This window comes from Paraburkholderia sp. J11-2 (genome assembly GCF_905220185.1).
In the GTDB taxonomy this organism is placed as follows: domain Bacteria; phylum Pseudomonadota; class Gammaproteobacteria; order Burkholderiales; family Burkholderiaceae; genus Paraburkholderia.
In genome coordinates, this window is record NZ_CAJMYY010000004.1 from 203,127 (window position 1) to 214,892 (window position 11,766).

Here is an 11,766-nt window from a genome sequence, read left to right on the forward strand (position 1 = left end):
GTCATTGCCCGCGCCTAAATTTCCGGTTCCGCCACACACGAAGATCTCTCCTTCTCTACGGAACCGAAATGAAAAAAGCGTTGTTGAACATCCTCGCGCTCGCGGCGGCCGCCGCCTGCACGAGCGCTCACGCACAAAGCAGCGTTACGCTGTACGGCACGGTCGATGCGGGCCTCGACTACGTCAGCAATCAGAAGTCGTCCACGGGTCATGGCACGACCTGGGGCATGCAGTCCGGCAACGTGAGCACGAGCCGCTGGGGCCTGCGCGGCACGGAAGACCTGGGCGGCGGGCTCAAGGCGATCTTCGACCTCGAGAACGGCTTCTCGGTCGTCAACGGCAAGGGCTCCAACGGCGGCTATATGTTCGGCCGGCAAGCGTGGGTGGGACTAGGCAGCGACCAGTACGGCACGCTCACGCTCGGGCGCCAGTACGACGCGCTCGTGGACATGATCGCGCCCATGTCGGCCACGGGCTCCGGCTTCGGCGGCAACCTCGCGATGCACCCGTTCGACAACGACAACCTCAACAACGACGTGCGCATGAACAACGCCGTCAAGTTCCGCAGCGCAACCTACGCGGGCTTCCAGGTGGAAGGCGCCTACGCGTTCAGCAACCAGGGCGGCGGCTTCTCGAACAATAACGCCTACACGATGGGCGCTTCGTGGAACGGCGGCCCGATCAACCTGGCCGTGGCCTACTTCCAGGGCAACGAGCCCGGCTCGACCACCAACGGCGCGCTGAGCGCCGGCAGCGGAACCGACAACGATCCGATGTTCGTGGCCGCGCGCACCCGCACGCTTGGCGCGGGCGGCAGCTATACGATCGGGCCGGCCAAGGTGGGCCTCGTGTTCACGCGCACGATGGTTGCCGAACCCACGCAGATCGCCCAGGGCGGCTCGCTCAACGCGTTCGACGCCGACTACCTGACGTTCAATAACTTCGAACTGAACGGCCGTTACGCGCTCACGCCGCAACTGAGCCTGGGCGGGTCCTATACCTATACGGACGGTTCGGTCAGTCGCGCAGAGGGCAACGCGTCGCCGCACTGGAACCAGTTCATGCTCCAGGCGGACTATGCGCTGAGCCGCCGTACCGATGTGTATCTGGAGGGCGTGTATCAGCGCGTTTCCGGAGCGCAAGGCATTCCGGTGCTCGGCAATGCGTCGATTTATAACCTCGCGGCTTCGTCGAGCAATACACAAGCCGTCGTCGCGGCGGGGATGCGCCTGAAGTTCTAAGCTCATGCTTAACGGCTAGCCGAGAAGTCGCAGCGGGCCGCGCGGGAAAAGCGCGGCGGCCCGCTGTGCTGCGTAGAATAAGGGCGGTGTCATCGCCAGGTCATGCAAGCGCGCCATCGTTGCGCAGACACTCACCCTGCGATGCTTGCGCCCGCGCGCGTCAGTCATGCAAGTCCGTTAGCGCAGGCTTCGCCTTCTGCTCCCAAGGCGAGACGACATGACGAAAAAAGACATCCCCGAGAATGCATCCACCGAAAGCGGCGCCAGTGTCTCGCGCCGCGGCTTCCTGAAGCTTGCCGGCGCTTCCGGCTTTGCGAGCGCCGCCAGCGCGTTTGCGGGCAGCGCGAAGGCCGACGCCTCCACACCCGACGGCACACCTGAGCAGATCCACCTCACCTGGGGCGAAGACCCGACGCGCGAAGTCGTCGTTTCGTGGGCATCGCTCGCCTCCTCCACGAATCCGCGCGTGATCTACAGCGCCGATCGCGGCAAGCGCGAGACCGTGCACGCCATTCAGCGCACCTATACCGACGGGCTCACGGGCAATGTCGTGTTCACCTATCACGCGCGGCTGCGCGGGTTGGAGCCGGCCACGACCTACCGCTACGAAGTCACTGCCGATAACGACAGCCGCACGAGCAGCCCGTTCAGTTCGAGCTTCGCCACCGCGCCGCGCGCTCGCGCGCCGTTTCGCTTCACGAGCTACGGCGACCTCGCCACGCCGAACACGGGCTGGGTGCTGTCGTCGCCGCAAAGCCGCTTCGCCGTGGAAGCCGTGGAGCGCTTCCAGCCGCTCTTTCATCTGCTCAATGGCGACCTCTGCTACGCGAACCTGAATCCCGCGCACCAGACCGACGTGTGGCGCGACTTCGGCAACAACAACCAGACGTCGGCGGCGAACCGTCCGTGGATGCCGTGCCCCGGCAATCACGAGATCGAGTTCTACAACGGTGCGCAGGGCCTGAATTCGTATCTCACCCGTTATACGCTGCCCGATAACGGCACGCATTTTCCGGGCCGCTGGTACAGCTTCCGCGTGAGCAACGTGCTGTTCGTTTCGCTCGACGCCGACGACGTGGTCTACCAGGACGCCGCCGCTTTCGTGGCCGGCCCCTCGCCGCTCGTGCCCGCCGCGAGCACGGGCAACGCGCCCATCCAGCCCGGCTCGTCGTTCTACGTGCGCGGCTACAGCAACGGCGTGCAAACGCGCTGGCTCGAAGAAACCCTGAAGCAAGCGAAGAACGACGACGATATCGACTGGATCGTGGTGCAGATGCACCAGGACGCGCTCAGCTCGTCGAAAACCGGCAATGGCTCGGACAAGGGCATACGCGAAGCGTGGCTGCCCCTCTTCGACCGCTATGGCGTGGATCTCGTGGTGTGCGGCCACGATCACGACTACGAGCGCAGCTACCCGGTGCGCGGCTGCAATCATCACGCGGGCGTCGACGCGAAAACCGGCGTGAGCGTCGACACGCTGCAGCCGCGTCCCGTCACGCATGCCCAAGGCACGGGCAACACCTTCGACACGAGCCACGGCACGATCCACCTGATCCTCGGCGGTGGCGGCACGAGCGCACCGCTCGACGTGTATGGCGTGGATGCCGGCAACGGCAATCCGCAGGCACAGGTGTTCACGAAGCCCAACCACCCGGCGCCGGGCGCGACCGCGGGGACCTTCGCGCGCCCCACCGCCGATGCGCTCGAAGACGCGATCTGGTCGGCGCAGCGCGATACGGGCACGGGTTATGGCATTGCGGTGTTCGACGTCGATCCCGGCACACATGGCGGCAAGACGACGATCACGATGAACTACTATCACGCGCCGGGCGCCGATCAAACGCCGACCGGAAATTATGAGTTGTTCGAAACGATTACGCTGGCGAAGTCACGCTAAGCCAGCAATGCGGGGCGCTTGCGCCCCGCGTCGAATGCACTATGCGAGTGCGGCCTCTTCCACTTCGCGCACTTCGACAGCACTGCCCGCCAGCCGCCGGTAACGCGACAGCGCCCACAGCGGGAAATACGCCGTGTAGCCGTGATACTTGAGGTAGTAAATACGCGGGAAGCCCGGCGCATTATGCGAGCGATGCCACCAGAACCCGTCCTCCTGCTGCACGGATAGCAAATACGCCACGCCGCGCCGCACCGATTCGGATTCCCAGTCGCCGAACGCCATTTGCGCGAGCAGTGCCCACGCCGTGAAATTCGACGTGCTTTCGCCGCCATTGGTGCCGGCCAGGCGCGGGTCGATATAGCTGTCGTTGGTCTCGCCCCAGCCGCCGTCCGCGTGCTGGCGCGCGCGCAGCCACGCGAGCGCGCGCGCGATGTACGGCTGACTCGGGTCCTCGCCTGCGAGCGCGAGACCCGCCAGCACGCTCCACGTGCCGTAGATGTAGTTGGTGCCCCAGCGGCCCCACCAGCTGCCGTCGGCGTGCTGCGTGGCCTTCACGTACTCGATGGCGCGCGCGAGCGCCGCCTTGTCTTCGGTGCGGCCCGTCACGCCGAAGCACAGCAGTACGCGGCCCGATACGTCTTCGGTTGGCGGGTCGAGCAACGCGCCGTGGTCCGCGAACGGAATCGCATTCAGATAGAGGCGGTCGCAATCGGCGTCGAAAGCGGCGAAGCCGCCGTTGCGCGACTGCAAGCCGCGCATCCAGTCGAGCGCTCGCGTCACGCGCGCCGCGTAGGGGTCCACGCCCGTTTTGCGGGCCTCCGTGCGGCCACGACGATGGAGCATGGCGACGACCACGGCCGTGTCGTCGATGTCGGGATAGTACGGATTCTCATACTGGAAAGCCCAACCGCCAACCGGCGTATCCGGCTGCGCGTTCTCGATCCAGTCGCCGCGCACGTCGTCCACCTGGCGCGCCGCGAGCCACTCGTACGCGCGCGCAATGCGCTGCTCAAGTTCGTGCCCGGTGATCGTTGCCGACGCCGGATCGGCGGGCACGACCGTACGCGCCTGCTCGAGCGCCATCGTGCTCCACGCCGTGTCCCAGACCGGCGAAAGGCACGGCTGGCAATACACGCTGCCGTCCGGGCGCTCGACGAGCAGCTTTTCCAGCGCATTCTCGCAATCGCGGCGCAGCGGATGATCTTCAGGATACCCAAGCACCTGCATCATCTGGTAGCTGTAGACGATCGGCGGAAAGATGCCGCCCATGCCGTCCTCGCCGTTCATGCGCTCGGCGCACCAGGCCTCGGCGTGCTTCATGGCGCGCTGGCGCAGCGCGCGCGGCAGCAGCGGCTCAATATGGCGCAGCGCCCGGTCAGCCGCGAGAAAGAACCGGCGGATGCCCTTGCCGCGCGCAAAGTATTCGCGCTCCTCTTCGGGCGGCGTGACGAACAGTTCGGCAATCGATACATCATGAGGATTGGCCGCGCGCGCCTTCAGCGAGCAGAGCGCGAGCAGCGGCACCATGGTCGTGCGCGCCCAGTAGGCGACCTTGTACATCGAAATGGGCACCCACTTCGGGAACAGCACGAATTCGATCGGCATGAACGGCGTGGCGCGCCACGGCACCTGACCGAAGGTGGCGAGGAGAATGCGCGTGAACACGTTCGACTTCGCCGCGCCGCCGAGCTTCAAAATGGCTTCCCGCGCGCGCACCATGTGCGGCGCGTTCGCCGGATCCCCCGCCGCCTTCAACGCGAAATACGCCTTCACGCTGCACGAGACATCAGGCGCACCATCCACATAGAGGTCCCATGCGCCGTGCGTTTGCAAGCGCTGAATGTCGCGCAGATAGCGCGCCATCTTCTCCTGGCGTACCGCGTCGATCTTGCCCATGAAATGCATCATGAGGATGTATTCGGCGGTGATCGTGGCGTCCGATTCGAGCTCGAAACACCAGCTTCCATCGGCATCCTGCTGTCGCACGAGCGCTTCGCGGCCGCGAATGATCGAGGCGTCGAGCGCCGCCATGGCGGCTGCGGAAGCGGTAAAAGGCGGGGGGATTTTTTTCATCGGCGGATCATACCATCCGTACGGAATGTTTAGCCGCGAAGCCTGCAATGGTATGATCGGCGCCATGAAAGACTCCTCCGTCAAGGCGCCCGCGCGCGCGACAAGGCGCAGCGCGAAGGCGGCTGACGCAGCGGCTCCCTCTGCCCCGGCGGTCTCGAAGCCTGCTTCCCCACGCGAGGACACGGCTCCAGCCGCCGGCACGCGCCGCAAGAAAGCCCCGGCCCAGGTGCGCGCGCAATTGCTGCAGGCGGCTTCCGATATCGCCACCGACCAGGGCGTACCCGCCGTCACGCTCGATGCGGTAGCCGAACGCGCGGGCGTGACCAAGGGCGCGTTGCAATATCACTTCGCCAACAAGCAGGGCTTGCTCGATGCGCTCTTCGAGCAGACGCTAGAGCGATTCGAGCAGCAGATGCATGCGCGCATCGAAGAAGGCGAGGCAAAGGGCGCGCCCAAACACGGCGCGGCCGCGCGCGCCTACTTGCACACGACCATAGACGAAACAAGCCCCGCCGCCAGCACCAACGTGCTGCGCGTGCTGGTGGCCGCGATGATGACCGACCCCGCGATTCGCGAGCGCTACGCCGCGCCCATGCGCAAGTGGACGCGCCCCGACCCGCTTCCGCTCGAAGCCGCCGCCCGCCTGATGATCTGCCGGCTCGCCGCGGACGGCCTGTGGATCTCCGACCTGCTCGGCTACCAGAACATGCCGCCGCGCCTGCGCGCCGAAGTGGTGCGCCAGCTGGAGCAACTGGCGCTCGTGAAAGACTAAAGAAAGCATGCGCCAGGGATCACCCTGAGCGCCGCGCATTCACACGCGGCGCACTATGCCGAAATCGTCACCGCGCAAGGGCCGTTCGAGCAAGACGGCCAAAATGGCGCGACCTACGATTGTCGGCATGAAAACCCTGACCGTTATCGACTCCCACACGGGCGGCGAGCCTACGCGCCTCGTGATCGCAGGCGGCCCCGAGTTGGGCCACGGCCCGCTCGCCGAACGCCTCGCCGTTTTCCGTCGCGACTTCGACCGCGTGCGCGCGGGCGTCGTCAACGAGCCGCGCGGCTCGGACGTGATGGTCGGCGCGTTGCTGTGCGAGCCGCATGATCCGTCCTGCTCCGCCGGCGTGATCTTCTTCAACAACGTCGGCTTTCTCGGCATGTGCGGGCACGGCACCATCGGCCTCATCGCGTCGCTCGCGCATCTCGGGCGCATCGCGCCCGGCGTGCATCGCATCGAAACGCCGGTGGGCAACGTCGAGGCCGAACTGCACGCCGACGGCAGCGTCACCGTGCACAACGTGCCCGCGTATCGCTACCGCAAGGCCGTGCCGCTCGACGTGCCGGGCTACGGCCGCGTGCATGGCGACATCGCCTGGGGCGGCAACTGGTTCTTCCTCGTCGCCGATCACAACCTCACGCTCGAAGCGGGCAACGTCGAAGCGCTCACCGAAGCCACGTGGGCCATGCGCCAGGCGCTCGAAGCAAACGGTATTACCGGTGCGGACGGTGCGTTGATCGACCATATCGAACTCTTCGCGCACTCCGACGTCGCGGGCATCGACAGCCGCAATTTCGTGCTGTGTCCTGGCAAGGCCTACGATCGCTCGCCTTGCGGCACCGGCACGAGCGCGAAGGTCGCGTGCCTCGCCGCAGACGGCACGCTCGCGCCCGGCGTGCAGTGGCGCCAGGAAAGCATCATCGGCAGCGTGTTCGAGGCGAGCTATGAAACCGCGCCCGAGCTTCCCGCGGGCCATGTGCGCCCGAGCATTCGCGGCAGCGCGCATATTAGCGCGGAGTCCAAGCTGATTTTCGCCGACGACGATCCGTTCGCGTGGGGCATTCCCGCGTGATGCAAGGTTCGAGCGGTCAACACGATGTTGTCGTCGATGTTGTCGTAATCGGCGCGGGCATCGTGGGCGCGGCATGCGCGCATGAACTCGCGGCGCAGGGCCTGAATGTGCTCGTGATCGAGCGCGCGGGCGTGGGCGGCGGCGTGACAGCAGCCGGTATGGGCCACCTCGTCGTGATGGACGACACGCCCGCCGAATTCGCCCTGAGCGCGTGGTCGCTGGCGCTGTGGCACGCGCTCGCGCCGCGGCTCGACGAACGCCATGCGTTCTTGCGCTGCGGCACGCTCTGGGTCGCTGCCGACGACGAGGAACTGGCGCTCGCGCAAACGCGCCAGCAGGCGCTGCACCAGCAAGGCGTGGCGTGCTCGATGCTCGACGTGCACCAGTTGCGCGAAGCCGAACCGGGCCTGCGCCATGGCCTGGTAGGCGGCATGATCGTCGATAACGACGCTGTGGTCTACGCGCCTGCCGTAGCAACATGGTTGCTCGAACAACCGGTTAGCGGACGCATTACCTGCCGCACACAAACGCAAGTCACGCGTATCGACCGCGCGGGCGTGCATCTCGCCGATGGCGAGGTCATCGGCGCGGGCGCGGTGCTGGTCGCGAACGGCCTGCAAGCGCTCGATTTACTGCCGCGCCTGCCGCTACAGGCCAAGAAGGGCCACCTGCTCATTACCGACCGCTACCCCGGCACGATTCGCCATCAGATTCTCGAACTCGGCTATATCAAGAGCGCGCACAACGCGAGCGGAACCTCTGTTGCGTTCAACGTGCAGCCGCGGCCAACCGGGCAATTGCTGATCGGCTCGTCGCGCCAGTTCGACAGCACGGACCCCGCCGTCGAGCCTGCGATTCTCGCGCGCATGCTGCGCCGCGCCGCCGAATATCTGCCGCAATTGCCCACGCTCAACGCGATTCGTGCATGGACGGGCTTTCGCCCCGCATCGAGCGACGGCATGCCGCTGATCGGCCCCGCTGCCCCGTTCGCCGATGATGACAGCCATCCGTCCACGTGGCTCGCCACCGGACACGAGGGCCTTGGCGTCACCACAGCGCTCGGCACCGCAAAGCTGATTGCCGCGCAAATACTCGGACGCCCCGCCGAGATCGACGCGACGCCGTATCTCCCCGCGCGCTTCGCTGCCCAAGGGGCTGTGCATGTCTGAAACCAGCACGACGTTGACGATTGACGAATACCAGGTGAGCGTCGCGCCTGGCAGTTCGGTGGCAGCAGCCATCGCCATCGCTGCACAGGCACGGCACGCTGCGCTCGTCACGCGGCGTTCGGTGACCGGCGCGCTGCGCGGGCCGTTGTGCGGCATGGGTATCTGCCAGGAATGCCGCGTCACCATCGACGGCGTGCCGCATCGGCTTGCATGCCAGACGGTTTGCCTCGCGGGCATGAACGTCGTTACCGGGAATGCAGCGCCATGAAGTTCGATATCCTGATCATCGGCGCCGGACCGGCTGGATTGAACGCCGCGCGTATCGCCGCAGAGGCGGGCGCGAGCGTAGGCATCGTCGATGACAACGCGCTGCCTGGCGGCCAGATCTGGCGTCAGGGTCCCGGCCATCGCGCCACGGGCCCCGCACGCGCCTTGCTCGATGCCCTCGCCGCGCGTGCGAACGTCACGCTGCTAAGCGGAACCCGCATCGTGCAAGCGCTGCCAGGGCGACAACTGCTCGCGGAAAGCCCCGACCGGGCGCTCACGCTCGCTTACGACAAGCTCATCGTCGCCTCCGGCGCGCGCGAACGCTTCCTGCCCTATCCCGGCTGGACTTTGCCGGGCGTCACCGGCGCGGGCGGCTTGCAGGCGCTCATCAAGGGGGGCATGCCCGTGCGCGGCGAGCGGATCGTCATCGCGGGCAGCGGGCCGCTGCTCTGGGCCGCCGCCTTGACCGCGCGCCAGCATGGCGCGACGATTGCCGCCATCATCGAACAGGCGCCGCCGCAAGCGGTGCGCCGCTTCGCGGCGGGCCTCGTCCATACGCCCGCGAAACTCGCTCAGGCGCTGCGCATGCGCTTCGATCTGCGCGCCACGCCTTACTGGTGCGATGCCTACGTGAGCGAGGCAATCGGCACTACGCGCTTGACGCAGGTGCGCGTGCGCCGCGGCAACAACGAAATACTGGTCGATTGCGACCGGCTCGCGTGCGCCTATGGCCTCGTGCCCAATACGGGCGTCGGCGCAGCGCTCGGTTGCAAGTTGGACACCCACGCCAACGCTCCCGCCATCGCCGTGAACGAATGGCAACAGACCCGCGCCGAAGCCATCTACGCGGCTGGCGAATGCACGGGCGTGGGCGGCATGGAACTCGCGGCGGTGGAAGGCCGCATCGCGGCCTACGCCGCGCTCGGGGACAACACGAACGCCCGGCAGCTGTTCGCCGAGCGTGAACGCTACCGCCGTTTCGCCGAACGCCTGCACGCGGCGTTCGAACTCGCTCCCGCGTTGCGCGCGCTCCCGCAGCCCGACACCGTGTTTTGCCGGTGCGAGGACGTCGCGTATCGCGACGTTGCCCGCCATGCGTCGTGGCGCGACGCCAAGCTGCAGACGCGCTGCGGCATGGGCCCCTGCCAGGGCAAGATTTGCGGCGAAGCGGCGGCGTTCTGCTTCGGCTGGCCGCAAAACGGCCAGCGCCCGCCCTTCTCGCCCGCGCGCATCGACACGTTGCTGCACGCGGAAACGACGCCTTAGCGCGGAAAAAGCACCGCACACGTTTTTTGTTGCAGATGCGCGGGCGCGCGCAAATCGGCACAATGGAGTTTTCTGCCGATCCCACCCCAAGCGCCACGCGATGCCCGAACTGGTCCTGCCCGCCGCCCTCGAAAACGCCACGTTTGCGCAGATGGTCGCGCATTTCACCATGCTCGAGCCGCTGTTCGACGCCATGCCCGACGTGGTGTTCTTCGTGAAGGACGACGAGGCACGCTACGTGATCGCGAACACCACGCTCGCCGCGCGCTGCGGCTTCAAGGACAAACGCGCGCTGCTCGGCAAGACGGCCGAGCAGGTTTTCCCGTCCCGCTTCGGCCACAGCTACACCGCGCAGGACCAGGCCGTGGTGCGGCTGGACAGCAGTCTCATCGACCAGCTCGAACTGCACCTGTATCCGGGCCGGCAACCGGGCTGGTGCCTCACCTCGAAAGTCCCGCTGCACGACGCGCGCGGCCGCGTGCTGGGCGTGGCGGGCATTTCGCGCGACCTGCAGGCCGCCGAGGGCACGCATCCCGCTTACCAGCGGCTCGCGGTCGCCGCCAAGTACATCCAGGACAACTATGCGCAACCGCTCAAGCTCGCGCACCTGGCAAAGCTCATCAACATGTCGGTGGCGCAGATCGAGCGCTACTTTCACAAGATCTTTCACCTCACGCCGCGCCAGATGCTGCTGAAAACGCGCCTGGACGCAGCCTCCGTGCTGCTTGCGAGCGACCTGAGTATCACCGACATCGCCACGCAATGCGGCTATAACGATCACAGCGCGTTTACGCGGCAATTCAAGGCCACCGTGGGCGTGACGCCAAGCCAGTATCGCGCGTTGCTGCAAGCGCCCGCCAGCGCGCAGACGCCCGGCGCCTAAGCGTCGCGTGTGCAGGCCAGGGTTCTCCCCAGGCCACGCCCGACTATGCAGATTTCGTCTTTTTGAAGCACGAAAGGCCCCAAGCGCCAAACGATTTGGACAGCGATACTGCACTCACATTCAACACGTACCGCGGCGCGAGCCGCTACGCATTCAAGGAGTGAGTCACAGTGAGCGCTATCCAGTGGAGCGGGGTGTTTCCCGCCGTCAGCACGCAGTTCAAGGCGGACTTCTCGGTCGATATCGACGCCACGCACCGGGTGGTGAGCAATCTCGTCAAGGACGGCGTGTCGGGCCTCGTGGTGTGCGGCACCGTCGGCGAGAACACCTCGCTCGCGACGCATGAAAAGATTGCCGTGATCGAAGCCGCGCGCGACGCCGCCGGCGGCAAGGTGCCCGTGATCGCGGGCATTGCCGAATTCACCACCGAGTTCGCGCGTCAAACCGTGAAGGAAGCGGCCCGCGTGGGCGTGGACGGCGTGATGGTCATGCCGGCGCTCGTGTATTCCTCGAAGCCGCACGAAACGGCCGCGCATTTCCGCGCCGTGGCCTCCAGCACCGACGTGCCCGTGATGGTCTACAACAATCCGCCGATCTACAAGAACGACGTCACGCCCGACATCCTGATCGCTCTTCAGGATTGCGAAAATATCGTCTGCTTCAAGGATTCGTCGGGCGATACGCGCCGCTTCATCGATCTGCGCAATGCCGTGGGCGACCGCTTCGTGCTGTTCGCGGGCCTCGACGACGTGGTGGTCGAAAGCGTGGCCGTGGGCGCGCAAGGCTGGGTTTCGGGCATGTCGAACGTGTTCCCGAAGGAAGGCGAAACGCTTTTCCGTCTTGCGAAGCAAAAACGCTTTGACGAAGCGCTCGCGCTGTATCGCTGGTTCATGCCGCTGCTGCACCTCGACGCACGTCCCGACCTCGTGCAGTGCATCAAGCTGTGCGAGGAGCTGGTGGGCCGCGGCAGCGCGATCACGCGGCCGCCGCGCCTGCCGCTCGAAGGCGAGGCGCTCGCGCACGTGAAGGCCGTGGTCGAGAAGGCGCTCGCTACGCGCCCCGCCCTGCCAGACGTCGGTCTATAAGACTGACGTAAGCACGCCTCTCTCCAGCGCTTTTT

Annotated in this window: 10 protein-coding genes; 9 read left to right on the forward strand and 1 reads right to left on the reverse strand. The window is 66.3% G+C overall.

What is annotated here, in order from left to right; genetic code table 11:
* The first annotated feature begins 68 nt into the window (after nucleotides 1-68).
* Nucleotides 69-1,241 carry a porin gene (locus U5A57_RS07465; RefSeq protein ID WP_321909510.1) on the forward strand — a complete coding sequence of 391 codons (1,173 nt, stop codon included), beginning with the start codon at nucleotides 69-71 and terminating at the stop codon, nucleotides 1,239-1,241.
* A gap of 217 nt (nucleotides 1,242-1,458) precedes the next feature.
* Nucleotides 1,459-3,138 carry a metallophosphoesterase family protein gene (locus tag U5A57_RS07470; protein ID WP_321909512.1) on the forward strand — a complete coding sequence of 560 codons (1,680 nt, stop codon included), beginning with the start codon at nucleotides 1,459-1,461 and terminating at the stop codon, nucleotides 3,136-3,138.
* A gap of 39 nt (nucleotides 3,139-3,177) precedes the next feature.
* On the opposite strand, the gene shc is transcribed toward U5A57_RS07470, so the two are convergent.
* Nucleotides 3,178-5,211, reverse strand: coding sequence for a squalene--hopene cyclase (gene shc / locus U5A57_RS07475; protein WP_321909513.1), 2,034 nt, complete (start codon nucleotides 5,209-5,211; stop codon nucleotides 3,178-3,180).
* Between the two features lie 64 nt (nucleotides 5,212-5,275).
* Here shc and U5A57_RS07480 point away from each other — a divergent pair, with 64 nt between their 5' ends.
* From U5A57_RS07480 to U5A57_RS07510, 7 genes are all read left to right on the forward strand, one after another.
* On the forward strand, nucleotides 5,276-5,983 hold the full coding sequence (locus U5A57_RS07480; RefSeq protein ID WP_321909515.1) for a TetR/AcrR family transcriptional regulator: 708 nt from the start codon (nucleotides 5,276-5,278) through the stop codon (nucleotides 5,981-5,983).
* A gap of 118 nt (nucleotides 5,984-6,101) precedes the next feature.
* Nucleotides 6,102-7,061: a 4-hydroxyproline epimerase gene (locus tag U5A57_RS07485; RefSeq protein ID WP_321909835.1), complete on the forward strand. Its 960-nt coding sequence runs from the start codon at nucleotides 6,102-6,104 to the stop codon at nucleotides 7,059-7,061.
* On the forward strand, nucleotides 7,061-8,230 hold the full coding sequence (locus U5A57_RS07490; protein ID WP_321909837.1) for an FAD-dependent oxidoreductase: 1,170 nt from the start codon (nucleotides 7,061-7,063) through the stop codon (nucleotides 8,228-8,230). Before U5A57_RS07485 ends, U5A57_RS07490 begins: the two co-directional genes overlap by 1 nt.
* Nucleotides 8,223-8,498, forward strand: a complete 276-nt coding sequence (locus U5A57_RS07495) for a 2Fe-2S iron-sulfur cluster-binding protein (RefSeq protein ID WP_321909518.1) — start codon at nucleotides 8,223-8,225, stop codon at nucleotides 8,496-8,498. Before U5A57_RS07490 ends, U5A57_RS07495 begins: the two co-directional genes overlap by 8 nt.
* Nucleotides 8,495-9,763: an FAD-dependent oxidoreductase gene (locus U5A57_RS07500; RefSeq protein WP_321909520.1), complete on the forward strand. Its 1,269-nt coding sequence runs from the start codon at nucleotides 8,495-8,497 to the stop codon at nucleotides 9,761-9,763. Before U5A57_RS07495 ends, U5A57_RS07500 begins: the two co-directional genes overlap by 4 nt.
* Before the next feature lie 100 nt (nucleotides 9,764-9,863).
* On the forward strand, nucleotides 9,864-10,646 hold the full coding sequence (locus tag U5A57_RS07505; RefSeq protein ID WP_321909521.1) for an AraC family transcriptional regulator: 783 nt from the start codon (nucleotides 9,864-9,866) through the stop codon (nucleotides 10,644-10,646).
* Between the two features lie 170 nt (nucleotides 10,647-10,816).
* Nucleotides 10,817-11,731 (forward strand): dihydrodipicolinate synthase family protein, encoded by a 915-nt coding sequence (locus U5A57_RS07510; protein ID WP_321909522.1) that lies wholly within the window; start codon nucleotides 10,817-10,819, stop codon nucleotides 11,729-11,731.
* Nucleotides 11,732-11,766 lie beyond the last annotated feature (35 nt).